Annotated in this window: 25 protein-coding genes; 8 read left to right on the top strand and 17 right to left on the bottom strand. The window is 56.5% G+C overall.

All coding sequences use genetic code 11. The annotated features are described in order from the left end of the window. Positions 1–82: 82 nt before the first annotated feature. From era to rpoE, 10 genes are all read right to left on the bottom strand, one after another. Entirely contained in the window at positions 83–985 is a 903-nt protein-coding gene (era, locus tag FEZ62_RS15410) for a GTPase Era (protein WP_069899398.1), read from the bottom strand. Further along, positions 978–1,667: a ribonuclease III gene (gene rnc / locus FEZ62_RS15405; RefSeq protein ID WP_172928694.1), complete on the bottom strand. Its 690-nt coding sequence runs from the start codon at positions 1,665–1,667 to the stop codon at positions 978–980. The genes era and rnc overlap by 8 nt, the downstream gene beginning before the upstream one ends. After that, positions 1,664–2,041, bottom strand: a complete 378-nt coding sequence (locus FEZ62_RS15400; RefSeq protein ID WP_069899400.1) for a DUF4845 domain-containing protein — start codon at positions 2,039–2,041, stop codon at positions 1,664–1,666. Before FEZ62_RS15400 ends, rnc begins: the two co-directional genes overlap by 4 nt. A gap of 102 nt (positions 2,042–2,143) precedes the next feature. Further along, on the bottom strand, positions 2,144–2,998 hold the full coding sequence (lepB, locus tag FEZ62_RS15395; protein WP_069899401.1) for a signal peptidase I: 855 nt from the start codon (positions 2,996–2,998) through the stop codon (positions 2,144–2,146). A 5-nt stretch (positions 2,999–3,003) separates the two neighbouring features. Next, complete coding sequence (gene lepA / locus FEZ62_RS15390) at positions 3,004–4,803, bottom strand: translation elongation factor 4 (protein ID WP_069899402.1); 1,800 nt, start codon at positions 4,801–4,803, stop codon at positions 3,004–3,006. Positions 4,804–5,074: 271 nt separating this feature from the next. Beyond that, positions 5,075–6,502, bottom strand: coding sequence for a DegQ family serine endoprotease (locus FEZ62_RS15385; protein WP_172928809.1), 1,428 nt, complete (start codon positions 6,500–6,502; stop codon positions 5,075–5,077). 41 nt (positions 6,503–6,543) lie between these two features. After that, entirely contained in the window at positions 6,544–6,996 is a 453-nt protein-coding gene (locus tag FEZ62_RS15380; RefSeq protein ID WP_069899403.1) for a SoxR reducing system RseC family protein, read from the bottom strand. Next, a complete protein-coding gene (locus FEZ62_RS15375) occupies positions 6,993–7,946 on the bottom strand; it encodes a MucB/RseB C-terminal domain-containing protein (RefSeq protein ID WP_069899404.1) in 954 nt (317 codons plus the stop codon). The genes FEZ62_RS15380 and FEZ62_RS15375 overlap by 4 nt, the downstream gene beginning before the upstream one ends. An 8-nt stretch (positions 7,947–7,954) precedes the next feature. Then, positions 7,955–8,560: an RseA family anti-sigma factor gene (locus FEZ62_RS15370; protein ID WP_172928692.1), complete on the bottom strand. Its 606-nt coding sequence runs from the start codon at positions 8,558–8,560 to the stop codon at positions 7,955–7,957. 170 nt (positions 8,561–8,730) lie between these two features. Further along, positions 8,731–9,312, bottom strand: coding sequence for an RNA polymerase sigma factor RpoE (gene rpoE / locus FEZ62_RS15365; RefSeq protein ID WP_069899406.1), 582 nt, complete (start codon positions 9,310–9,312; stop codon positions 8,731–8,733). 377 nt (positions 9,313–9,689) lie between these two features. Here rpoE and nadB point away from each other — a divergent pair, with 377 nt between their 5' ends. Beyond that, positions 9,690–11,306: an L-aspartate oxidase gene (nadB, locus tag FEZ62_RS15360; RefSeq protein WP_172928690.1), complete on the top strand. Its 1,617-nt coding sequence runs from the start codon at positions 9,690–9,692 to the stop codon at positions 11,304–11,306. Here nadB and FEZ62_RS15355 read toward each other — a convergent pair. Together FEZ62_RS15355 and FEZ62_RS15350 are read right to left on the bottom strand one after the other, a co-directional pair. Beyond that, complete coding sequence (locus FEZ62_RS15355) at positions 11,275–11,727, bottom strand: protein YgfX (RefSeq protein WP_172928688.1); 453 nt, start codon at positions 11,725–11,727, stop codon at positions 11,275–11,277. The two genes, nadB and FEZ62_RS15355, sit on opposite strands and share 32 nt — an antisense overlap. Beyond that, positions 11,711–11,965: a succinate dehydrogenase assembly factor 2 gene (locus FEZ62_RS15350; RefSeq protein WP_069899409.1), complete on the bottom strand. Its 255-nt coding sequence runs from the start codon at positions 11,963–11,965 to the stop codon at positions 11,711–11,713. The genes FEZ62_RS15355 and FEZ62_RS15350 overlap by 17 nt, the downstream gene beginning before the upstream one ends. Before the next feature lie 188 nt (positions 11,966–12,153). On the opposite strand from FEZ62_RS15350, the gene FEZ62_RS15345 reads away from it, so the two are divergent. Then, the gene (locus tag FEZ62_RS15345; protein ID WP_172928686.1) at positions 12,154–13,095 is read left to right on the top strand and encodes a folate-binding protein YgfZ; all 942 of its coding nucleotides are present in this window, start codon (positions 12,154–12,156) and stop codon (positions 13,093–13,095) included. A gap of 105 nt (positions 13,096–13,200) precedes the next feature. Then, positions 13,201–14,040 carry an HDOD domain-containing protein gene (locus FEZ62_RS15340; RefSeq protein WP_069899411.1) on the top strand — a complete coding sequence of 280 codons (840 nt, stop codon included), beginning with the start codon at positions 13,201–13,203 and terminating at the stop codon, positions 14,038–14,040. A gap of 33 nt (positions 14,041–14,073) precedes the next feature. Here the strand turns inward: FEZ62_RS15340 and FEZ62_RS15335 are convergent, their stop codons facing one another. After that, positions 14,074–15,477 carry a sensor histidine kinase gene (locus tag FEZ62_RS15335; RefSeq protein WP_090508788.1) on the bottom strand — a complete coding sequence of 468 codons (1,404 nt, stop codon included), beginning with the start codon at positions 15,475–15,477 and terminating at the stop codon, positions 14,074–14,076. Further along, positions 15,470–16,141, bottom strand: coding sequence for a response regulator (locus FEZ62_RS15330; protein WP_069899413.1), 672 nt, complete (start codon positions 16,139–16,141; stop codon positions 15,470–15,472). Before FEZ62_RS15330 ends, FEZ62_RS15335 begins: the two co-directional genes overlap by 8 nt. A 236-nt stretch (positions 16,142–16,377) precedes the next feature. Between FEZ62_RS15330 and FEZ62_RS15325 the strand changes: the two genes are divergently transcribed. The 5 genes from FEZ62_RS15325 (at position 16,378) to FEZ62_RS15305 (ending at position 21,711) form a co-directional block, all read left to right on the top strand. Then, positions 16,378–17,643 carry an OprD family porin gene (locus FEZ62_RS15325; RefSeq protein ID WP_172928684.1) on the top strand — a complete coding sequence of 422 codons (1,266 nt, stop codon included), beginning with the start codon at positions 16,378–16,380 and terminating at the stop codon, positions 17,641–17,643. A gap of 30 nt (positions 17,644–17,673) precedes the next feature. Beyond that, entirely contained in the window at positions 17,674–18,651 is a 978-nt protein-coding gene (locus tag FEZ62_RS15320) for a tripartite tricarboxylate transporter substrate binding protein (protein ID WP_069899415.1), read from the top strand. Between the two features lie 79 nt (positions 18,652–18,730). Then, on the top strand, positions 18,731–19,174 hold the full coding sequence (locus FEZ62_RS15315) for a tripartite tricarboxylate transporter TctB family protein (RefSeq protein ID WP_069899416.1): 444 nt from the start codon (positions 18,731–18,733) through the stop codon (positions 19,172–19,174). A gap of 1 nt (position 19,175) precedes the next feature. Further along, positions 19,176–20,684, top strand: coding sequence for a tripartite tricarboxylate transporter permease (locus tag FEZ62_RS15310; protein ID WP_172928682.1), 1,509 nt, complete (start codon positions 19,176–19,178; stop codon positions 20,682–20,684). Further along, positions 20,677–21,711 (top strand): AbrB family transcriptional regulator, encoded by a 1,035-nt coding sequence (locus FEZ62_RS15305; RefSeq protein ID WP_172928680.1) that lies wholly within the window; start codon positions 20,677–20,679, stop codon positions 21,709–21,711. The genes FEZ62_RS15310 and FEZ62_RS15305 overlap by 8 nt, the downstream gene beginning before the upstream one ends. A gap of 94 nt (positions 21,712–21,805) precedes the next feature. Here the strand turns inward: FEZ62_RS15305 and FEZ62_RS15300 are convergent, their stop codons facing one another. Genes FEZ62_RS15300 through FEZ62_RS15290 form a run of 3 tightly spaced genes read right to left on the bottom strand, consistent with a single transcriptional unit; the run spans position 21,806 to position 25,567 of the window. Then, complete coding sequence (locus FEZ62_RS15300) at positions 21,806–23,995, bottom strand: lipase family protein (RefSeq protein WP_172928678.1); 2,190 nt, start codon at positions 23,993–23,995, stop codon at positions 21,806–21,808. Between the two features lie 12 nt (positions 23,996–24,007). After that, positions 24,008–24,781 (bottom strand): hypothetical protein, encoded by a 774-nt coding sequence (locus tag FEZ62_RS15295; protein ID WP_172928676.1) that lies wholly within the window; start codon positions 24,779–24,781, stop codon positions 24,008–24,010. Positions 24,782–24,793: 12 nt separating this feature from the next. Next, complete coding sequence (locus FEZ62_RS15290; RefSeq protein WP_172928675.1) at positions 24,794–25,567, bottom strand: hypothetical protein; 774 nt, start codon at positions 25,565–25,567, stop codon at positions 24,794–24,796.

Here is a 25,567-nt window from a genome sequence, read left to right as displayed (position 1 = left end):
CGCGATTACTCGGTCAGGCGCGGGTTGCGCGGAGTGAAATATCGCCCGCCATTGCAGGCAATCGTGCCGCGCGTCTGGGGTGTTAAATATCGTCATAGCCGAGCGAGCGCAGTGCTCGCTCATCGTCGGACCAGCCGCCTTTAACCTTGACCCACAGGTTGAGCATGACCTTGGAGTCAAACAGCACTTCCATGTCCTTGCGCGCTTCCTGACCCACACGCTTGATGCGCTCACCCTTGTCGCCGATGATGATTTTCTTCTGCCCGTCGCGCTCAACCAGAATCAGCGCATGGATATGCAGAATGCGCCCTTCCTTCTTGAACTCTTCAATCTCGACCGTTATCTGATAAGGCAACTCGGCGCCCAGCTGACGCATAATCTTTTCACGCACCAGCTCAGCGGCGAAGAAACGGCTGGAGCGGTCGGTGATCTGGTCTTCCGGGAAGAAGTGCACGCCTTCCGGCAAACGCTCGCCAACCAGTTTTTCCAGCGTTTCGAGGTTGTGCCCATGCTGCGCCGAGATCGGCACGATTTCAGCATTCGGCAACTGCTCAGCCAGCCACTCAAGGTGCGGCATCAGCTCGGCTTTATCTTCAAGGCGATCAGTTTTGTTGATGGCCAGAATCACCGGGCCTTCAACATACTGAATGCGCTCGAGAACCATCTGGTCTTCATCGGTCCAACGGGTGCGATCCACTACAAAAATAACCACATCGACATCTTTCAGTGCCGAAGACGCATTCTTGTTCATGTAGCGGTTAAGCGCTTTCTCGTTGTTCTTGTGCAGGCCCGGCGTGTCGACGTAAATCGCCTGCACCTCACCCTCGGTTTTAATCCCGAGCATGTTGTGACGAGTGGTTTGCGGCTTGCGCGAGGTGATCGCCAGCTTCTGCCCGAGGATGTGGTTGAGCAATGTCGATTTACCCACATTCGGCCGGCCAACGATGGCGACATAGCCGCAACGCAATACAGGTGAATCAGTCATGGCCGTTCTCCACGCCCAAGGCGATCAATGCAGCGGCAGCTGCAACCTGCTCGGCAATACGCCGACTGGCGCCCTGTCCGAGGGTTTTTTCATTCAATAAAGTCACCTGACATTCAACAATGAATGTCCGGCAATGCGGCTCGCCCTGAATATCCACGACTTCATAGCGTGGCAATTCACAAGCGCGCGACTGCAGAAACTCTTGCAGCCGCGTTTTCGGATCTTTGTTGGTGTCGACCAACGTCAGGCTATCGAACTCATTGGCCAGCCATGCCAGCACGCGGTCGCGGGCGACTTCCATGCCCGCGTCGAGGTAAATGGCACCAATCAGGCCTTCCAGCGCATCGGCCAGAATCGACTCGCGGCGAAAACCGCCACTCTTCAACTCACCTGAGCCTAGTCGCAAATATTCGCCAAGGTCGAAACCACGCGCCAGTACGGCCAGGGTCTCGCCTTTTACCAGACGCGCGCGCAGGCGTGACAGCTGGCCTTCACGCGCCTGTGGAAAGCGCTCGAACAACGCTTCCCCGGCGACAAAATTAAGGATTGCATCACCGAGGAACTCAAGGCGTTCGTTATTGCGCCCAGCGAAACTACGATGGGTCAATGCCAGAACCATAAGGTCCTGGTCTTTGAACTGATAACCGAGCTGGCGCTCGAGGCGGGCTAACGAAGCAGTCACGGCATACGCACACGGAATTCTTTGTCAAAATTAGCCACCAGATCGAGGTTCTCGATCAGTGGTTCACGCTTCTCGTATTTCAGATGAGCGTGAAATTCGTTGTTCTCGATTTTCACTTTTAGTATGTCTTCCAGCTTAACGTCGCGAATGCTATTTACGGTCATGCCACTGTTCACATAACTGTAAAAATCACCGACGGTGGTGATTTCGCGACCTTTCTCGGTTTCAACCGAGGTAATGATCTTTTCCAGGGACATGTAGTCCATGTAGTGCGGCAACATCTTGAACGCAGTACTGGCGAAAAAAGCCACCAGCGCCAGAACGAAGAGCCAACCAATAATCGACATCCCTTTCTGTGAACGGGTGTATGTCATTTTAGTCCCCAAATCTTAGAGTTTTTAGAAAGCCAGAATGGCTAAACACAAGACTATATATAGCTAGCGGCGCTGACTTGAACAGCGCCACAATTATTCAAATTAATGAATAAGGCCGACACGGCTGAAATTCGGCAGATTTTTCGACTTCGGGTCAGGCCAGCTCATCCAGACCGCAAATGCCTTACCGACAATATTCTGGTCAGGCACCATGCCCAGCAAGGGCTTGGGGATATTCGGATCGTTCCAGTAACGGCTGTCATTGGAGTTGTCACGGTTATCGCCCATCATGAAGTAATGGCCGGCAGGCACCGTCCACTCACCACCCGGAACGGCGTGATAACGCTTCATTTCCTTGCGGATCAGGTGTTCAACCTCACCCAGCTTCTCGTCATAAAGCATTACGCTTCCCAGGCTGCCGGCCTCTTCGCCGAGCAATTCCTGAGCAACTGGCTTGCCGTTAACAAACAAGTGTTTGTCCGGCGTATAACGCACCACGTCGCCCGGCACACCGACTACACGCTTGATGTAGTTGATGGAAGGGTCGCTCGGGTAACGGAACACCATGACATCGCCGCGCTGCGGGTCATCAATTTGGATAATCTTGGTGTCGATCACCGGCAGGCGGATGCCGTAGGCAAACTTGTTGACCAGAATGAAGTCGCCAACCTCAAGGGTCGGACGCATCGAGCCCGATGGAATCTGGAACGGCTCCACCAGAAACGAGCGCAAGACCAGCACAATCGCCAGCACCGGGAAGAACGACTTACCGTACTCCACCAGCATCGGCTCTTTGTTGAGTCGCTCAATTACCGCTTCATCAGGCTCGCTGACCTGACCATGATAGTGGCTGATGGCCGCGCGGCGACGCGGAGCCAACACCAATAAATCGAACAGCGCCAGCACGCCGCAAACAGCGACGGCCAGTACAAGCACAAGCGGGAAATTGATCGACATAGGCCCTAACTATCCACCTTGAGAACTGCAAGGAAGGCTTCTTGTGGAATTTCCACGTTGCCCACCTGCTTCATCCTTTTCTTACCGGCCTTCTGCTTTTCAAGCAGCTTGCGCTTACGGCTAACGTCACCACCGTAGCACTTGGCCAGTACGTTCTTCCTGAGTGCCTTGACCGTGGTGCGAGCAACAATCTGCCCCCCAATCGCAGCCTGAATCGCGACGTCGAACATCTGACGCGGGATCAGTTCCTTCATTTTTTCGGTCAACTGACGGCCCTTGTAGTGAGCCTTGTCGCGGTGAACGATCAATGCCAGAGCATCAACCTTCTCACCGTTGATCAGCACATCCAGCTTGACCAGATTGGCCGACTGGAAGCGATCGAAACTGTAATCCAGCGAGGCATAACCACGGCTTACGGACTTCAAGCGGTCGAAGAAGTCGAGTACCACTTCGTTCATCGGCAAGTCATAAGAGACCTGCACCTGACTGCTCAGGTATTGCATGTCACGCTGCACTCCGCGCTTCTCGATACACAGGGTAATGACGTTACCCAGGTGTTCTTGCGGCACCAGAATGTTGGCACGCACGATGGGTTCGCGCATGTCTTCGATGGTCGAGATGTCCGGCAATTTGGATGGGTTATCGACGTAAATCGTCTCACCGGTCTTCAACACAACCTCAAACACTACAGTTGGCGCTGTGGTGATCAGGTCGAGATCGTATTCACGCTCCAGACGCTCCTGAATGATCTCCATGTGGAGCATGCCGAGGAAGCCGATGCGGAAGCCAAAACCCAGTGCATCCGAGCTTTCCGGCTCGTATTGCAGGGCGGCATCGTTCAATGTCAGCTTTTGCAGGGCTTCACGGAAGTCTTCGAAGTCGTCCGAACTCACCGGGAACAGGCCAGCATAAACCTGAGGTTTAACGCGCTGGAAACCTGGCAGCATGTCTACGTCCGGCGTGGTCGACAGGGTCAGGGTGTCGCCCACTGGCGCGCCGTGAATGTCTTTGATGCCGGCGATGATAAAGCCCACTTCACCGGCTTTAAGATCAGCGGTGGCTGTGTGCTTTGGATTGAACACGCCCACGCTATCGACCTGGTGCATCTTGCCGGTCGATTTAACCAGGACCTTGTCGCCCTTCTTGATGCGGCCGTGACGTACGCGCACCAGGGACACTACGCCCAAGTAGTTATCAAACCAGGAGTCGATAATCAGCGCCTGCAACGGCGCGTCGATATCACCGGTCGGCGCCGGAATGGTCGCCACCAGGCGCTCAAGCACCTCGTCAACGCCCATGCCGCTCTTGGCACTACAGGCCACAGCGTCGGTGGCATCGATACCAATGATGTGTTCGATCTCTTCTTTAACCCGCTCAGGCTCAGCCTGCGGCAGGTCCATCTTGTTCAGCACCGGCATGACCTCAAGGCCCTGCTCGATCGCCGTGTAGCAGTTGGCTACCGACTGCGCTTCCACGCCCTGACCGGCGTCAACCACCAGCAATGCACCTTCACAGGCCGCCAGCGAACGGCTGACTTCGTAGGTGAAGTCAACGTGGCCTGGCGTATCAATGAAGTTCAATTGATAGGTTTTGCCATCGCGCGCGGTGTAATACAAGGTAACGCTGTGCGCCTTGATGGTGATCCCACGCTCACGCTCCAGATCCATGGAGTCCAGTACCTGGGCCTCCATTTCACGCTCAGTCAACCCGCCGCACATTTGAATGAAGCGGTCGGCGAGCGTGGACTTGCCGTGGTCAATATGGGCAATAATGCTGAAATTACGTATGTGGCTCAGGTCACTCACAAGACAACACTCAAAAAAGTTCGCAGGCGACTGCCCGCCGAAAATAGCCGCGGAGTGTACTCGATTTTGCCCCGCCAAGTCATCAATAGCGCCACAAGCTGTGATCTAAGGTCCCTCAATCGTAGCTCGGGCGCAGGCAGCGGGCCGATACTCAGGCCAATAAAGCGCTCTGCGGTCATCTAAGCGCATTGCAGCCACCTTCAGTTATAGCGATGCAGACAGCAGGCACAAAAAAGGGGCGATCAAATCGCCCCTTTTCTTGCTGCCGAAATTACTCGGAAAGCTTGAAGGTAATGAAGCTTGCGCGGCCTTTACGCAGCACTCGCATCGATATCGAACGATCTTTTGGCAGCGCCTTGGCGACCTTCTCGAAAGTCGAGGCTGTCAGAATCGGCTCATTGTTCAGGTGTGTAATCACATCACCCGGACGCAGACCAATCAAAGCTGCCGGACCGTCAAGGACTTCGCTGATGACAACGCCACCTTTGAGATCCAGGCCTTTCTTCTGCTCTGCGCTAAGCTCGACCACTTTCACCCCAAGGCGATTGCTGTGGCTTTCAGCAGACTGGCCAGTGGCACTCGCCAGCGCTTCAGAATCTTCCGGGAGCGATCCAATAGTCAGCGTCAGCTTCTTGTGATCGCCTTCGCGCACCACATCCATCTCAGCTTTTTCGCCGGGCTTCAGCGCGCCAACCAGATGCGGCAGGTCTGCCGACATATCAATCGGCTTGCCATTGAGCGAGAGAATCACATCGCCGACTTGCAGACCGCCTTTGGCAGCCGGGCCGTCGTCAAGAATCTGCGCGACCAGAGCGCCCGCTGGCTTCTCCAGACCAAACGATTCAGCCAGATCCTTATTGACCTCCTGAATCACCACGCCAAGCCAGCCGCGACTGACTTTGCCGCTGTTCTTCAACTGGTCAGCCACATCCATCGCAACACTCATCGGAATGGCGAAAGACAGCCCCATGAAACCGCCGGAACGGGTGAAAATCTGTGAGTTGATACCCACAACCTCGCCCTGCAGGTTGAACAACGGGCCGCCGGAGTTACCCGGGTTGATCGCCACGTCGGTCTGAATGAACGGCACATAGCTCTCATTTGGCAGGCTACGACCCTTGGCGCTGACGATACCGGCAGTTACCGAGTGATCGAAGCCAAATGGCGAACCGATGGCCAACACCCACTCACCCACCTGCAAGTCTTCCGACTTGCCCAGACGCACTGTCGGCAGGTCTTTGGCATCGACCTTGAGCAGCGCTACGTCGCTACGCGGATCGGCGCCCACCACCTTGGCTTCCAACTCACTGCGATCAGACAGGCGCACGACAACTTCGTCGGCATCCGCGATCACGTGATTGTTGGTCATGATGTAGCCATCGGAGGAAATGATGAAACCGGAGCCAAGCGACTGAGCCTCACGCTGATGACCTTTAGGCGCACTCGGTTGACGCGGAATGCTGCGCTCAAAGAACTCGCGGAACATGGGCGGCAGCCCTTCCAGATCCGGCACAGACATGCCACCCGAGTTGGCGGCGACATTGTCCGGTATTTTTTGTCGGGTACTGATATTGACCACAGCGGGCGAAGCTTCCTTGACCAGCTCGGTGAAGTCAGGCAGTTCCGCATGCGCGGTAACCGCTTGCCCCAGGAGCAGCACTGACAACAGTGCAGACCAACATAGCTTCAGGCTAGGCATCGACATACAACTCTCCCATCCAGAAATACTAAAGACACGGCTTAAACCCCCGCAGCACCTACCAACAAGGCACGCAATACTACGGGCTGCAACGCAGGATCATCAGACACACGCCTACTGCGCCAGCGCACCCCGAACCAGGATGCCACCAACCCGAATAGACCCGAAAGAATGACCAGCGATTCACTCAAGGACATTGCATCAGCCAACAGCGCGGCCGCAAACAATCCTAATAATGGGATCAGGTAAACCAGTAGCGAGCCGCGAACAAGTAAGTCTTCGCGCACCCCGATTACTACCGAGTCTCCAACATTCAACTGCAGATCGCTTAGCGCGCGCACCAAACCGCGGCGGCTGTCGACACCAAGCTTGTCCATCAAACCCTGGCCACAACCGGCTTGGGCAGAGCAACTGGAGCAGGTACTTTTTCGCAGTGTTTCAACCCAGACAGCGCCGGATTCAACTGCAATCACCCGCCCCGTCTCTTCAATCATTGAACAGCTTTCTCCGCGCCGGGACGCACCGACAAGGCGACCCGCTCTGCTGTACCGAGGGGTATTTCACCGACCACGGTGACCATCATGCCGCCATCGCTGGTGACCAGCTTGCGCGACACCGCAACGGTTGGCCCAAGCTGGCTGCGGGCATCTTCGACCGTCGCACCATGCAAGGCCTCAAGAAAGACCGAGAAGCGCGCCAGTCCGTCGTCATACACCAGACATTCGACCGTATCATCGGATACAGGACTGCGCCGGCGCGTAACGCTGGTGAGGTTAAAACCTGTAGGAAGCCAATCCGAATGCCAGGACTGCGTGACAACTTTATCGCTTTCAAGCGCGTCGACAGGCTTGCAGTTGTCACTCGGCGCAAGGCCTGCAGTGACAGCAGCGGCATCGGTGGTGAAATCAGTGAACTGGAAGCGTTCGAGCATTTGCCCGCGGTCATTGACCAAGAGGGACTTCAACGGGATCGCCGTTTCGCTATCAAGATGCAACTCAACCCCGAAACGGTGCTGATCGCGCGGTGCAAGGCCAAGAATGACTGCACTGCGCCCCGCCACGCGGGATTCACCCATCAGCCGCAGCTCGTAGGATTTAGCCAGTTGCTCGGGATTCAGCCCACGCTCGGACCACGCCTGACCTGCAACCACCGGGTCTGCCAACTCGCCACTGGCGCAGCGAGTGACGCCATTACTGCGGACGACTTCCTGAGCGTCGCCGTCGAGCTGCAACAAGCGCTCTTGAACAGCACCCTCCGCCGCTACCTGATGCCAGATGCTATGCGTAGAAAAGCTACCGTTACGCTCGTAAACGAAGCGACCACGGTAGCTTTGCGTGTGTTCAGCACTTGCCAAACGATCCAGCCAAGCCTTTGCATCTGCAGCAAAGGCAGGCAGAACAGTAAAGCTGCCCAGCAATAGGACAGCAACAGGAATAAAGCGCATGCGCCTCCTTAACGGCTTTCCAGACTTGCTGCGCGTGCATAAGGCAACGCACTTTCGGTCACGCTCATAGCGGCTTGCTGAGCATGCTGACGCAAGTAGGAAGGCAGACGCTGTTCATGCCAGCCATGCTGAACTTTGCTCGGGTCAATCTCGACACTGGCCGGATCATCACTCGACAGGTTGAAGCCTGCCAGCATTGCCGGGCCGTGCGACTGTGGCATCACCAGCGAAGGCTGGTTGCTCTGCTGCGCCAACTGAGTGCTCAGCGCATCATTCTGGTTGTACATGCGCACACCTACCAGAACGGCTGCGGTTACCGATGCTGCCACGGCGATTCGACCGACCGTGCGCCAAGGGCCTTTGACCACTTTGTCGGAAACGACAACCGGCTGCGGTTCATCCGCCAGAGCAGCAGAAACTGCTGAGGCAATATCCAGATTCAGACGCGGTTCAATGAACTCCTTGTGCATGGCTGCACGCGCAATCTGATAACGCGACCAGGTAGCTCGCAAATCAGCATCGCCGCTTGCACCCAGTACGCGTCTAAGCTCCATTTCATCCGCTTCGTTATCCATCACCGCGGACAGCGATTCCTGCAGGGCTTCACGACTCATGACGGTTCCTCTCTTGGCTGTCGCCGCTGTCTTGTGGGGTCTTTGAAAAGTACTGCGCGGGTATGGCAAGACTTGAAAGCAGCTCAATCTGCACACTTACGACCTGTAAGCTGTACGGCTCGAACTTTTGCGCTTTGTAGCTTGATACTCGCACCCTTCTCTAAGACTCCTTAGCTATCCTGCAGCAACGGCTGCAGGATCTTGTCAATTGCTTCACGCGCCCGGAATATCCGCGAGCGCACCGTTCCCACCGGACACTGCATGACGCTGGCAATGTCTTCATAACTGAGACCATCAAATTCACGCAATGTTAGGGCGGTGCGTAAATCTTCTGGTAATTGCTGAATGCACTTGTGCACGGTGTTTTCAATTTCGTCGCGCAGTAATGAGCGTTCTGGCGACTCGATATCCTTGAGGGCGTGATCGCCATCGTAGAACTCGGCATCTTCAGCACTTACATCACTGTCCGGCGGCCTTCTACCGCGTGACACCAGGTGATTTTTTGCGGTGTTGATCGCGATTCGATACAACCATGTGTAGAACGCGCTCTCACCCCTGAAATTACCTAAAGCCCGGTAGGCCTTAACAAAAGCTTCCTGGGCCACATCCTGTGCTTCATGGGTGTCGTGCACAAAACGCACGATCAACCCGAGAATCTTGTGCTGATACTTCAGCACCAACAGATCAAAAGCTCGCTTATCGCCACGCTGCACGCGCTCGACCAGCTGCTGATCCTCTTCCTGGGTTAGCATGAACACTCCTCGTTAACTTTTGAGGAGCCTTGCGCTAGCCAAATAACCGACCTGCAAAAATAGACTCGAACATTGCGCAAAAGTTCTCCCCTCCAACCAAGCTTCCTGCAAAACAATTTTGAATTTTGCACGGAACAACACAGCAACCCGTAGCCCTTGCTGTGCAATTAAGTCTTTAATCATCTGTAGAACCGCATCAAACCAGCAGCATGTTTGATAGACGATCACGTTTCACAGACATTGTCCCTCTTCGGGTGACTAGTTATGGAACACAATCTGCTAAGAAAGTTCCCAAACACCATAGCCAGTCATAAGCCTGCTATTGTGCCGCCCCACCCCTCTATATACTAGGGGCAGGATTCACGCGGATTCAGCTAATGAGCCAGCATTATCAACACGATGTACTAGTAATAGGCAGCGGTGCTGCGGGCCTGACCCTTGCACTGACGCTGCCAGAGCACCTGAGAATAGGCGTATTGAGCAAGGGCAACCTCGCAAACGGCTCAACTTTTTGGGCGCAAGGCGGTGTAGCAGCAGTGCTCGATGACACCGACACGGTGGAATCTCACGTCGAAGACACGCTCAACTCAGGCGCCGGACTGTGCCGCGAAGATGCCGTGCGCTTCACGGTCGAGCACAGCCGCGAGGCCATTCAGTGGCTGATCGAACAAGGCGTGCCGTTTACCCGGGACGATGAAACCGCTCGCGAAGACGGCGGCTTCGAGTTTCATCTGACGCGTGAAGGTGGCCACAGTCATCGGCGCATTATTCATGCTGCTGATGCAACCGGCGCGGCTATATTCAAGGCGCTGCTGGATCAAGCCAGAGCGCGGCACAATATTGAATTACTCGAACAGCGCGTTGCGGTTGATCTGATTACCGAACGCAAGCTTGGGCAGTCCGGTCAGCGCTGCCTCGGCGCTTACGTACTGAACCGCAACACCGGTGAAGTCGACACCTACGCCGCCCGCTTCGTGATTTTGGCGACCGGCGGTGCGGCCAAAGTTTATCTGTACACCAGCAATCCGGACGGCGCCTGCGGCGATGGCATTGCCATGGCCTGGCGCGCGGGTTGTCGGGTCGGCAATCTGGAATTCAACCAGTTCCACCCAACCTGCCTTTATCACCCGAAGGCGAAAAGCTTTCTGGTCACTGAAGCGCTGCGTGGCGAAGGCGCGTTACTGCGCCTGCCCAATGGCGATCGTTTCATGCAACGCTTCGACGCCCGCGCAGAACTGGCACCGCGCGATATCGTCGCCCGCGCCATCGACCACGAAATGAAGCGCCTTGGGGTTGATTGCGTTTATCTCGACATCAGCCATAAAGACGCCAACTTCATCAAAACCCACTTCCCGACCGTTTATGAGCGTTGCCTTGAGTTCGGCATCGACATAACCCGCGAGCCGATTCCAGTGGTACCGGCTGCGCACTACACCTGCGGCGGAGTCGTGGTTGATCAACACGGTCATACCGATGTGCCGGGCCTGTACGCCATTGGCGAAACCAGCTTTACCGGCCTGCATGGCGCCAACCGCATGGCCAGTAACTCGCTGCTTGAGTGCTTCGTCTATGCACGCTCGGCGGCAGCAGACATCACCGCGCAACTCGAACAGATCAGCATGCCCGGCCGCTTGCCAACATGGGATGCCAGCCAGGTAACTGACTCGGATGAAGACGTCATCATCGCCCACAACTGGGACGAGCTGCGCCGATTCATGTGGGACTACGTGGGCATCGTGCGCACCAACAAACGTCTGCAGCGCGCGCAACACCGCGTACGCCTGCTACTCGACGAAATCGACGAGTTCTACAGTAATTATCGGGTCAGCCGGGATTTGATTGAGTTACGTAACCTGGCGCAAGTGGCTGAGCTGATGATTATCTCGGCCATGCAGCGCAAGGAATCTCGCGGCCTGCACTACACACTGGACTATCCGGAGCAACTCGCCGAGGCAAAGGACACTATCCTGCAGCCGCGCTTGGGTGCCAACTGAACTTCAGGCGCACGCGCAAACGCCGATGATCGGTAAACGACAGGGAGTCGTGAACAATGCACAGGCCGCTGACCCACCAGCGGCCCGGCAACCGATAACGCAAAATCACGCAATAAGGCAGCGCCAGGCAATCACGACGCAACTCGATTGGCTGCCAGCCAGTTGCCCGCGAGTGCAGATACCAGCCATCGGAGTCAGCGCGCAAACGGCTGACGGCATGTTCCGAGCTAAGCAGTATCGAGCGCGGCAGCGTCCACAGCGCATGCGCCAGGCACAACCCGCAGCCCGCGAGTCGCAACCAGAGCGCAAGGTCGAGCCTTAACAGGACCACGACCGTCACCAGCAGCAAAGTCAGGTACGCCACCAGCAAACGCCGCGAAGGCTGCCAGTGGCATTCGAAGCGATTACTTCGGTTGGACACGGTCCAGAATCATCCGCACCATGCGCTGAATATCCGGATCATCGGATTCGCCGCGCTGCATGAACCAGCCGAACATATCCTGATCTTCGCACTCAAGCAGCCTGCGATAACGCGCCTGATCGTCCGCATCGAGCGAGGAGTAAACCTCTTTGACGAAAGGCACCAGCAGTACATCCAGTTCCAGCATGCCGCGACGGCTGTGCCAAAACAGGCGATTGAGTTCAGTCGAGTCGACCATCTGATGAATCCTTGATAAAGCAGACATTGATTAAGCCGGCCAGTATAACGGCGAAATGGCCCGCTGTTGACCCGCGCAGACGACGAGCAGAATTTAGCAGCGCCGCGATCGACATCCGCACTGACAATTACCCTGTCGGCGCACTATCATTACGCCCTCTCTTTTCATTCAGTGATAAGCAGTTTCCCATGGCCGATACCGCGTTTTTTTGCACCCTCAGCCACGAAGGCGTCATGTCCGTTCGCGGCGCCGATGCCAATAAATTCCTGCAGGGCCAGATCACCTGCAACCTCAATTACTTGAACCCGTCGGTTTCCAGCGTTGGCGCGCGATGCAACCCCAAAGGGCGCATGCTCTCAAGCTTTCGCGTGCTGGCGGTAGACGATGGCTATCTGCTGGCAATGGCCAGTGAATTGCTCGAAAAGCAACTGGCGGATCTCAAGAAATACGCCGTCTTCTCCAAGTCGAAGCTGCTCGACGAAAGCGCCGAATGGACCCGTTTTGGTCTGTACAAAGGTGACGGCGCCCTGCTCGCGCTGGGCTTTGAGCTAAACCCGACGCCGGGCAGCGTGAGCAGCGCACACAACTTAATGGCCGTGCACCTGGGCAATGAACGTGTCGAGCTCTGGGTTCCGGCAAGCGAAGCCGAAGAAATAAAGCTGCGCCTAAGCGCTCAATTGCCAGAAGCCCCCATTAATGACTGGTTACTGGGGCAGATTCGCGCCGGTATCGGCCAGGTCTTTGGACCCGCGTTCGAGCTGTTTATCCCGCAGATGATCAACTTGCAGGCCGTCGGCGGCGTCAGTTTCAAAAAGGGCTGCTACACCGGTCAGGAAATCGTGGCGCGCATGCAGTATCTGGGCAAACTCAAACGCCGCATGTATCGCCTGAGCGTTGCGGCGAGTGAACTACCAGAACCAGCAACGGCACTGTTCTCTCCTGAGCGAACTTCGGCCGTGGGCGAAGTGGTCATGGCAGCACGCAGCGAGACAGCCATCGAATTGCTCGCCGTGGTACAGGAAGACGCCATCAGCGATGGCCGCATTCTGCTTGGCGCACCGGACGGCGAGGCGCTGACACTGCTTGACCTGCCTTACACGCTGAATTCGGACCTGGAAATCCAGCGCTAGAAAAAGCCATTGCTGATCACTGGCTCACAAAACCAGCCATCTAAATGTTTGAATTTGGCAGAATTAATTACACTGCGGCTGGCTGAAGCCCTATAGAGAATCGTCATGAGCAGTACCCTCGCAGAAAAAGTCCAAGCGCAATTGATTCAAGCCATCGACAATGATGCGCTGACCCTGCCGACACTGCCAGAAGTCGCATTGCGCGTGCGCGAAGCGGCTGAAGATCCGGATGTTGGTGCGGCTGACATCGCCAAGGTGCTGGCAAACGACGCGGCCATCAGCGCACGTTTGATCAAGGTGGTGAATAGCCCGCTGCTGCGCGCCGCCGGGGTCATCACCGACCTGCAAATGGCCGTCTCGCGTTTAGGCATTAACTACACCTGCAATCTGGCGACAGGCTTGGCAATGGAGCAGATGTTTCAGGCCACCACCGACATCATCGACCAGAAAATGCGCGAAGTCTGGAACAAGAGCACTGAAATTGCCGGTATCAGCCACGTTCTGTGCCGTCATTACACGCGCCTGATGCCAGATCAGGCGACTCTGGCGGGCTTGGTCCATCAAATTGGTATTCTGCCTATTCTGACCTTCGCAGAAGAACACGAAGAATTACTGGCCGACCCGCAAACGCTTGACGCCGTAATCAATGCGATTCACCCGGTGTTGGGCGAGAAGATTTTGCGCGCCTGGCAATTCCCCGAACAAATCGCCACTGTGCCAGGTCAGTTACTCAACTTCTCACGCAACAGCGCGAAGACCGACTACACCGACATCGTCCAGGTCGCCATGCTACAAAGCTACATCGGCACCGATCATCCATTTGCCCAAATGGACTGGTCAGACATCAGCTCATTCCACAAGCTCGGGCTGGACCCGCAAGTGGACATGCAAGATGACGAAGACCTCAGCGCATCGATGGAAGCTGCCATGAGCATGCTTCAGTAATATCGGATAAACGGGCCATGACGCGAACCTGCATCATGGCCCGTGTTCTGGCGCCAACTGACTAAACTCAACGCGCACCAACAAGCCGTGCGGCACGACCTGCTGCAGGCTGATTCGCGCCTGATGCGCCGAACATATCTCGCCGACGATGGCCAAGCCCAAACCGGCGCCCAAGCCTTCGTTACGGCTGCGATAAAAGCGCTTGAACACCTGCTCGCGCTCGGCTTCGGGAATCCCCGGGCCATCATCCTCGACCTCAAGCACGCCATCAGATTTGACCCGCAAGATAACCGTGCTGCCAGGCGGCGAGTGGGCAATGGCGTTATCCACCAGATTGCTCAGCAACTCGTTAAGCAGAGTCGGCTCACCGCGCAGCCACACCGGAGCATCGGCCTCCAGCGCCAACGCCACGCCACGGGCATGGGCAAGCGGCGCCAGTGCCATGCCCAGTTCACGCGCTAACTGACTGAGGTCCAGGCGCAAAGCACCGCCTTCGGTCAGCGCTCGCGCGCCACTTTCGATCCGCGCCAGCGACAGTAACTGATTGGCCAGATGGGTGAGTTTTTCGGCGCTCTGCGCAGCCTGCGCCAATGTCGAGCGCCAGGTTTCAGGGTCTTGCGCACGCAGGCCCAACTCGACCCGAGCTTTAAGCGCCGCCAGCGGCGTGCGCAACTCATGCGAGGCATCGGCAATAAACTGCGACTGACGCTCGAACAAACCGCGCAGGCGATCATTGAACTGATTGATCGCTCCCACCAAAGGTTTCAACTCCAGCGGCAGCTCGGTATCGGGCAACGGTTTCAGATCATCACTGGCCCGCGCAGCAACCGCCTGGCGCAGGCTGTTAAGCGGACGCAAGGTTGCACTCACGGCCAGCCAGACCAGCCCGAGCGCAATCAACGACATCAGCCCGATGCGTAACAGAGTGCCGAGCAACAAATCACGCGCCATGCGTTCACGCGCGCCCTGAGTCTCAGCCACGCGAATTTCCGCAATACCATTAACCTGCGGCTCACTCACCGGCTGCCACAAGCTCACCACGCGCACGCCCTGCCCGCGATATTGCGCATCGTAAAAATGCGCCAACGCCGGATAGTCATCGGTCCGTTTGGTGCCTTTGGGGGCGGCGGGTAAATCTTCGTAACCCGAGACCAGGCTGCCATCGAGGTCGATCACCTGATAATAAATGCGCCCCGCGCTGTCATAGGCAAAGGTGTCGAGCGCCACATACGGCACATTTGAAAGCAGGCGGCCTTCTTTAGTGTAAAGACCTGCGGCAATCGCCCGCGCCGAGGCCAGCAAAGTGCGGTCGTAAGCCGTATCGGCAGCGCGCCGCGCACTGAAATAGGCGCTGAAACTGCTTACCAGTACGACAATCGCCAGCAACAAGGCCAGCCGGGTCAATAACCGCCCGCGCAGGCTGCCGCGACTATTCACTCACCTCCTCCAGCAAGTAGCCCAAGCCGCGGAAGGTGACGATTCGCACCCCGCGATTTTCCAGTTTCTTGCGCAGCCGATGCACATAAATCTCGATGGCGTCGGCGCTGGCCTCCTCGTCCAGCCCAAACACGTGCGAAGCCAACTGCTCCTTGCTCATCACCCGTCCCGGCCGCGCAATCATGGCTTCGAGCACGGCCTGCTCGCGTGAAGTCAATGTGAGCGCGTTGCCTTGCAAGATGAAGCGCCGGGTTGCCAGTTCATAAACCAACTCGCCGCAACGCTGCTGCTTCTCGCCGCCCAGCACGGAGCGGCGCAGCAGGGCTTTAACCCGCGCTTCAAGTTCGGTCAGTTCAAAGGGTTTGGCCAGATAGTCGTCGGCGCCCAGATTCAAGCCATGCACGCGATCCTTGACCTCGCTGCGGGCAGTCAGCATCAGCACCGGTGTGGTGTTGGCGCGATCCCGCAGGCGCGCCAATACCTCGAAACCATCGAGGCGCGGCAGGCCCACATCAAGAATCGCCAAAGCGTATTCCTCGGTGCTCAGCGCCAGATCAGCGGCAACTCCATCGTGCAAAACATCCACGCTCCAGCCCGCGCCTTTAAGCGCTTGGGCGATGCTTTCAGCGAGTTGCAGATGGTCTTCCACCAACAGAATTCGCACTCGAACCTCCGACTCTGGCCAAGGCTTATGCCCTGAATATTAGCCGCGCAGTTTAGCGCGCAGCGCCTTGCAGTAAATCGCAGATTGCACCGAAACGTATCCGCATAAATATTTCTGCAATGAAAGGTTGGTGAAAGCTTGGGCTTTTAGCATCGCTGTAAGTGGCTCGATCCACTGACTAAAACGACCGCACAGTGGCGTGCGGCCGTTACAAAAACAACAATGGAGACCACACGATGCCTTCAGCATCTCGTCAGGCGATTTTGCCTGCACACCTGCTTAGCCTAGCTGTTAGCGCAGCAGTTCTGTCACCTGCCGCTCATGCCGAGTTCATCAAAGACAGCTCGGGAACCCTGACAGCCAACAACATCTACCTCAACCGCGATTTCCGTGAAGGCACTGGCCAGAACAAGCGTGAGGAATGGGCACAAGGCTTCATCTTCGATATTCAATCCGGCTACACCGAAGGCACCGTAGGCTTTGGTGTTGATGCCTTGGGCTTGCTGGGTATCAAACTCGACTCCAGCCCGGATCGTACCGGTACCGGCTTGCTGCCAACCCACGATGACGGCCGCGCCGCCGATGAATATTCGCATCTGGGCATCACCGGCAAAATGAAAATCTCCGCCAGCGAGCTGAAAATCGGCACGCTGATGCCGGAACTGCCAACGCTTAAAAGCAACGACAGCCGCATCCTGCCGCAAACCTTTGAAGGCGGTTTGCTGACCTCGAAGGAAATCAGCAACCTGACCCTGCTCGGTGGCCGCATTGAGGAAACCAAGCAGCGCGACTCCAGCGACAACGAAGACCTGGCGATCAATAACAAGAATCGCCGCTTCGCCAGCGCCGCCACAGCCGATCACATCGATCTTGCCGGTGCCGACTATAAATTTACCGATCGCATCACTGGCCGCTATCACTACGCCAAACTGCAGGACATCTACAGCCAGCACTTTTTTGGCCTTGCCGCCAGCCAGCCGCTGGGCGCCGGTGTGTTTGCCGCCGACATGCGCCTTTCTGTGAGCAACGACGAAGGCTCAGCCAACGCCGGCAATGTCGATAACCAGGCGCTGAACGGCCTGTTCAGCTACGCCCTGAGCGGCCACAAGGTCAGCCTCGCTTATCAGCGTATGTATGGCGACACCGGCTTTGCCTATGTCGACGGCACCGACCCGTTTTTGGTCAACTTCGTGCAGATCAATGATTTCGCCAACGCCGAAGAGCGCTCATGGCAAGCACGCTACGATTATGACTTCAGCAAGGTTGGTGTACCCGGCTTGAGCTTCCTGACCCGCTACATCAGCGGCAGCGATGCGCAGATCACCGGATCAACCGAAACTGGCGATGAGTGGGAGCGCGATATCGAACTGAAATATGTGGTCCAGAGTGGTCCGATGAAAGACCTTTACGTACGCCTGCGTAATGCCTCGTTCCGTTCTGACTTTGCCCGCAATGCCGACGAAAACCGCATCGTGATCGGCTATTCATTAGCCATCTGGTAAGCACAATAAAAAACCTGTGAGGATTCAATTATGAAATCTGCTTTCACTCGTATCGCCCTGGCAACAGCTTGCCTGGCATTCGCGGGTCAACTGCTCGCGGCTGATCCCAAGCGCCCTGAATGTATCGCTCCGGCCAAGCCAGGCGGCGGTTTCGACCTGACCTGCAAACTGGCGCAAAGCGGCCTGAAAGATGGCGGCCTGCTGAAAAAACCAATGCGCGTGACCTACATGCCAGGCGGCGTGGGCGCCGTGGCGTATAACGCTGTCGTGGCGCAGCGCGCAGATGATCCGGGCACCATCGTCGCGTTCTCCAGCGGCTCTTTGCTGAACCTGGCCCAAGGTAAATTCGGCCGCTACGACGAACACGCCGTGCGCTGGCTGGCAGCGGTAGGCACCGACTACGGCGCCATCACCGTGCGCGAAGACTCGCCTTACCACACGCTCAACGACCTGATCGACGCACTGAAAAAAGACCCGTCGAGCATTGTCTTCGGTGCGGGCGCCACCATCGGCGGTCAGGACTGGATGCAAACTGCACTGATCGCCCGTGCAGCCGGCATCGACCCGAAAAACCTGCGCTACGTAGCATTTGAAGGCGGCGGCGAAACCGTAACCGCCATGCTCGGTGGCCACGTGCAAGTGACCAGCAGCGGTTTGGGTGAAGTTACGCCGCAAATTGCAGCGAAGAAAATCCGCATCCTCGCGGTACTCTCGGACGAGCGTCTGCCAGGCAAACTGGCTGATATTCCGACGGCCAAAGAGCAAGGCTTCGACATCACCTGGCCGGTTATCCGTGGCTTCTACGTGGGCCCGAAAGTCTCGGATGAGCAGTACAACTGGTGGAAGCAACAGTTCGACACCATGCTCGCGAGCGAAGACTTCGCCAAGCTGCGTGAACAGCGCGACTTGCTGCCACTGTCGATGACCGGCGACGAGTTGAATGCCTTCGTCATGAAACAGGTCAACGAGTACAAGACTCTGGCGGGTGAATTTGGCCTGATCCAGTAAGTCACTCCGTCCGGTGCCGCCCTCTAGCGGCGGCACCGAACGCATTCACGTCCACCTTTGTTTTCAAGAGAAATCTGCCATGTATGTTCGCCTGTTCTCCGCGATCTGGCTGTTGCTGTGTGTCTGGCTCGCATTCGTTGCGTGGGGCTTTGAAGCTCCCTTCGCCTATGACCCGGTCGGCCCGCGCGCCTATCCCCTGTTACTGCTTGCGTTGATGGGAGCCGGCTCGCTCTGGTTGATATTCAAACCGGGATTGATGGAGCAGCAGCTGCACATACCGACCGTTAAACGCTCGGTGCTGTGTGTCGTAGCGTTGCTGGCCTACGCCGTAACGTTCGAACCACTGGGCTTCATTTTGAGCACGGCACTCGCGGTATTTGCGCTGGGCCTGCTGTTCACTGGCCGACTCGTGCCTTGCATCATCAGCGCCGTGCTGATGGGCGTGCTGTTATTCGTGCTGTTTGATTATCTGCTGGACGTGCCTTTGCCGCTCGGCGTCTTAGAAGCGTTCGTGGAGAGCTGATATGGATACGCTGAATTATTTGATGCAGGGCTTCGACGTTGCCACGCGTCCCGTCAACCTGCTGGTTGCCCTGTTTGGTGCGTTTGTCGGCACCGTCGTCGGCTTGCTGCCGGGCCTGGGCCCGATCAATGGCGTGGCGCTGTTGCTGCCACTGGCTTTCGCCCTGGGTCTGCCGCCAGAAACGGCGCTGATCTTGCTGGCGGCGGTGTATCTGGGCTGTGAATACGGCGGCCGTATTTCCGCCATTCTGCTCAACGTGCCAGGCGACGCTGCTGCGGTGATGACCACTCTGGACGGCTATCCTCTGGCGCGTCAGGGCAAGGCCGGTATCGCCCTGTCGCTGTCGGCTGTCAGCTCGTTCGTCGGCAGCATTATCGCCACCTGCGGTGTGGTGCTGTTCGCGCCGATCCTGGCCAAGTGGGCTGTAGCCTTTGGCCCGGCCGAATACTTTGTGCTGATGATTTTTGCCATCGCCTGCCTCGGCGGAATGGTCGGCGACAAGCCGGTTAAAACCCTGATGGCCGCACTGATTGGCTTGGCACTTGCCACCGTCGGTGTCGACTCGACCACCGGGGTTTATCGCTTCACCTTTGGCAGCGTCAGCCTGTCTGACGGCATTCAATTCGTCATCGTGGTTATCGGTTTCTTCAGCGTCAGTGAAGTACTGCTGATGCTGGAAAAAACCCACAGCGGCCAAAAAGCGGTGAAGGCCAGCGGCCGTTTGCTGTTCAACTTCAAAGAGTTCTGCGAAACCTTCTGGACCATGATTCGCAGCTCGGTTGCAGGCTTTGTCATCGGTACATTGCCAGGTGCCGGCGCGACCATTGCCAGCGCCATGACCTACATGACCGAAAAGCGCATGGCCGGCCCGAAGGGCAAATTCGGTGAAGGTGACCTGCGTGGTTTGGCAGCTCCAGAAGCCGCTAACAACGCTTCGGCGTGCGGCTCGCTGATTCCGATGCTGACACTCGGCGTACCGGGTTCGGGCACCACGGCGGTAATGATCGGCGCCCTCACCCTCTACAACATCACGCCCGGCCCGTTGCTGTTCGAACAGCAGCCGGATGTGGTCTGGGGTCTGATCGCTTCGCTGTTCATCGGTAACGTGATTTTGCTGGTGATGAACATTCCGCTGGTTGGCCTGTTCTCGCGCATGCTCAGCGTACCCAACTGGGTTCTGGTTCCGGCCATTACCGTAATCAGCATGGTCGGCGTGTACGCGGTTCACAGCACCACATTCGATCTGGTACTGATGATCGTGCTCGGCGTGTTCGGCTACATCCTGCGCAAGCTCGACTTCCCCCTCTCGGCGGTGATTCTCGGCTTCGTGTTGGGCGAGTTGATGGAAGACAACCTGCGCCGCGCACTGTCGATCTCGGCGGGCGACCTCAACATTCTGTGGTCGAGCCCGATCACACTGGCGTTGTGGGCACTGGTGGTACTGATGCTGGCGCTGCCGGGCATCCGCTGGTGGCGCGCGCGCAACAAGACCCAAGTGGCCAATGCCTGACAACCACTGGCGTTTCTGGTGGGCAACCCCGCTGATCGGACTGATCGGCGGGTATCTGGCCAGCCTCATCGGCTGGCCTTTACCGTGGATTATTGGCCCGCTGCTGGCGGTGATTCTGGTGCGCTGCAGCGGCTGGCACATTCGCGAAGTGCCGGGCGGCCGTAAAACCGGCCAATGGATTGTCGCCAGCGCCATCGGCCTGCACTTCACCAGTGAAGTCATGAGCCAACTGCTGGCTCACTTCCCTATCATCCTCGCCGGTGCAATCGGCACCCTGCTCCTCAGCCTGATCGGCATCGCGGTACTGATGCGCAGCGGCGTAGATCGCGCCACTGCCTTCTTCGCCAGCATGCCGGGCGGCGCCAGCGAAATGGTTAATCTGGCGCAGCGTCACAACGCCGAAATCGCCCGTGTGGCGGCGGCACATAGCCTGCGCCTGCTAATGGTCGTGCTGATCGTTCCCGCCCTGTTTACCTGGAGCTTGCCGGATACACCGCGCCCGCCACCTGCACCGGCAGACGCTTTCTGGCTGGCCATCCTGCTACCCGCAGGAGCGGCACTGGCTTGGGTGTGGGGCAAGCTGAAGCAGCCCAATCCGTGGATGCTCGGCCCGCTAACCGTGTGCGCTGTCGCCAGCGTCAGCTTCGACTTGCACATCGGCTTGCCACATGGTCTTGGTCAGGTTGGCCAATGGCTGATCGGCTGCGCATTGGGTTGTCACTTCGACCGCGCGTTCTTTCGCAGCGCCCCGGCGTTTCTCGCCCGCATTATCCTCTTCACCGTGCTGGCGATGCTCACCGCCGCCGGGCTTGCCACAGGCTTGGGCTGGATTGCCGGACAGGACTCTGTCTCGCTGATGCTGGGCATGATGCCGGGCGGCATTACCGAACTCTGCCTCACCGCCGAAGCGCTGCAACTGTCGGTCGCACTGGTCACCGCCCTGCAAGTGTTGCGCTTGTTTCTGGTGATGTTCCTGGCCGAACCGCTGTTTCGGGTTTGGCAAAAGCGCTCAGCGTCCAGTAGTTGATTACCAAGCGCCACTGAACAAAAAACGCAGGCACTTATCTGGCACGCTCAAGCCGTCCGATAAGTGCCTGCATTATTACCCGGTCTTCACGCGGTTAAATAATCGAGTCGATATCCAGTATATAGGGATCGCCGATGCGACGGTCTGAAAGAAGTGATACGTACTCACGACTATCAGCAGGCGCCGGGGCCATGGCCAATTGTTCGGCCACCAGGTTCTCTGCATGGCTGTTCCATCGTGCAAGGCTGTTTGCCAGCGGCTCCGGCTGAGTAGACATCGCGCCATAAACATCCGCCGGACTCACACGCTTTGCGTGCAAGGTTGTCAGCCGTTCGCGGCTGACTTTGATCAGGTCAATCTCGTGGCTCAGCGCCTGCTGACGGGGATCATTGGGCTGCATCGACATATCGGGCCGCATGATCATTTCCTTGCGAGCCTCACGCAATTGCAGGGTGATATTGACCAGCGCGTTATCAACCCACTCAAGCTCGCGATCTGTAACCAGAGAGCGCCCAAAGGTTTGCGCCTCTTGCCAGCGGCGTAGTGAAGCCCAGCAGTTGGGAATATAACTGCCGACCATTGAATGATCGGCAGCGCTGAATAGTTGCCGAGCGAAGCCGGGCCGATCTGGCAAACCATTCTTCTGCTGCAACGCCACGCTGCACGCCGCATGCTGGGCTATCGTGTCACAGCCCGGCGTCCATAAAATCGACGACTTTTCATTGGCCGAAAACTGCACCGGCATAAAGTGGCGCAATTGACCGTGATGGTCATAGGCAGCGCCACTCAAATTGCTGACACCCAGTGCCAGCACGGTCAGCCCAGCGGGAACATTGATGAAGGTGATAATTCCACCCACAACAATAACGCTTGTTTTAGTGTCCATCCAGGGCGCGGGGACACTTGGCACGGGGTCGTTGTGATTGACCATCCGGTAGTGAACCAACTCAGCAGCTCCTGCCACGAAATCGGAGTCTGCAGCTCGTGGGGCTCCGTAGGTGTAGAGTTGGATGTCGTAGGTAAAGCCTTGTCGACGCCTGAGCATTTCAGCCAATAGCAACGCATTGGCGCCACCGAGGCTATGACCACAGATCAACAGTTTCTGGCCAGCGAAGAACTTATCGAGGTAAGCAATGACAAAAACAGCGGCTTTTTGCGCGGCCTCATAAAACCCGCGGTGAGCCTGACCCACGCCTTCAGCAAAGGGAACCTGATAGGCATCCGCATCACGCAACGCATCGTCGGGAAAGTCGCTGGTACCCCGAATGGCGATAAGGATTATTTCATCATTGTGGGTGATAAATGCCTGGGTATCGGTGCTTTCTTCCGACAATTTGGTGTCATCCAGGAAGTGAATGTTCGCCGGGTTTTCCTGATCTTCGCCCAGCGCCGGATCATTGTCGGCGTAAAGCACAGGGTCAAACGGTACTATTTCCAAGCGCTGTGAATATGCTACTTGTTCATATAGTGGAAAATAGGCATCAGCTTGATTGGCATCCACCCGCCAAATTTCCTTGTGCTTAGCCAGTTCGTCACCAAACCAGTTGCCCATACTCGGCTGATCCGGATAAGACACAGCAGGCGTAGTCACTGGCTGTTCGTCCGGATCCTGACCAAACGGGCAATAGCTTAGCGTGGCCATCAGGGCCATCTGATACAGATTAAGCGCGCAAAACTCGGGGCTGCTTGAGAGCAAAGGCCGCAACGCCCGCAGTGGCCGAACCTCCAGCACACTGCTCTGATCAGATAACAGGCACACCCCACGTTTACCGTGCTCGCGCATCAGTCGGGCTGCGCCAACGCTAGGCGGATAATTGCCCTCGACCTCGGGTGGCAGATGCGACACATGCTCGACGAGGTGTCGAACCTCTACCTGATAAAACGCATCGGCACTGGCCTGAGCCGGATTGCTGCTTGTACGCGAGCCATCGTCATTGACATAGCGCGTTTGCTCCGCGCGAACCTGCAGCTCGGTAATCTTTAAAGGGTAATGCAGTCGCGTTTGTATAGTGGAATACGTCGAGTCACTACCTCGATAGTCATCGGCAAGAATAAGCGCAATTGGACCTGCACAATGATTAACAATCTTACCCTTGCCAGTAGCATCCAACTTACCGGTGTAACTTATTCCCTGAGTATCAATCACTTCATAGGCAAGCCCGGCGTATGGCTCGCCGGAACCGATTTCATCGACTAACTGAAAGCTTGTCCATTTGCCCAGTGCCGGGCACGCCAGAACACGATTGTTAAGTGGAGACGTTAATTCTTCTTCAATAGTTTTCATGTCGAAATATCCTTATTCCGTACAGCCTGGGTAAATGGTGCACTTCTGCCCGTCTGGCATCTGAAAACCACTGAAGTCCTTGTAGTTCCCATAACAGAAGGCATGCTGATCTTCAAAATTCTTACCCATACAGCGCTTCCAGCCGTTGGGCACTTTTACCCACCGATCCTTGAATGCGGGCAGCTCTTCTGCTGCCAGCTTGATTTGCATCTTCACGGTTTTGCCCGGCAACTGATCGAGCGTATAAGCGGCCGAAGGCTGATAGCGCTCTAACTTCCCTTGTTCGTCGGTGTCCTTACACATGAGTAGTTTCACGATGCGACGATTTAAACCTACCGTTCGAAAACGCCATTGGCACTGCCCATAGAAGGTGCTCACACCGGCGGAATCGAAACGCTCGATAAAGCGATCTTCCAGTTCGGAACGAATCAGTACGCTGGCGTTATCACTGCTGATATCTCCCCAGTCCTTGCCATAGGCAGAGCTGATTTCAATCCTGACTTTACGAACAACCAAAGGACAGCCACTCACCGTGCGGTGCAGGGCTATTTTCGAATCAGGCTCGTACTCAGTGCGCCAATGAAGGTTGTATGGAACCTGTGTATTTTTACCGCCGGGCACCGTGCACGTTTCGCCATCCGCCGGTACGTAAATCGCAATGGCCTTATAAGCAAAATCAGGTGGTAAATCGGCGGTGAAGGTAAACGTGTCGGAACTATCCGCGGAACAAGCCACAGTCAAGGTAATGCAAGTCGCTAATGCCATACGCGATGCGATGCGTGTCATGTCGAAATATCCTTATTCCGTACAACCTGGGTAAATAGTGCATTTCTGTCCGTCTGGCATTTGAAAACCACTAAAATCCTTGTGATTCCCGAAGCAATAAGCATCCTGGTCTTCGAATCCTTCTCCCATGCAGCGCTTCCAACCGTTGGGCACCTTGACCCACGTGTCTCCAATCGCGGGCAGCTCTTCTGCCGCCAGCTTGATTTGCATCTTCACGGTTTTGCCCGGCAATTGATCGAGCGTATAGGCTGCCGAAGGCTGATAGCGCTCCAAATTCCCTTGCGCATCGGTGTCCTTACACATGAGTAGTTTTACGATACGACGATTTAAACCTACCGTTCGAAAACGCCACTGGCACTGCCCATAGAAGGTGCTCACACCGGCGGAATCGAAACGCTCGATAAAGCGATCTTCCAGTTCAGAACGAATCAGTACGCTGGCGTTATCACTGCTGATATCTCCCCAGTCCTTACCATAGGCAACTTTGATCTCAAGCTTGATCTTACTCACCACCAAAGGGCAGCCATCGCGCGTGCGATGAATGGCAATTTTTGCATCAGGCTCGTACTCGGTGCGCCAATGATTATTGAAGACCGGAGCCAAGTTATCCTTGGTCGCAACACGACAGGTCTCGCCCTTGGCGGGAACGTAGTAAACCGCTGCCACATACCTGAAGTCGGGCGGTAAATCGGCGGTAAAGGTAAACGTGTCGGAACTATCCGCGGAACAAGCCGCCGTTAAGGCAATGCAAGTTGCTAATGCCATACGCGATGCGATGCGTGTCAT

It is taken from the genome of Pseudomonas sp. MS19 (assembly GCF_013277615.1).
Classification (GTDB): Bacteria; Pseudomonadota; Gammaproteobacteria; order Pseudomonadales; family Pseudomonadaceae; genus Aquipseudomonas; species Aquipseudomonas marincola.
The sequence above is the reverse complement of the archived record's forward strand: the minus strand, read 5'-3'. Positions and strand labels throughout refer to the sequence as shown.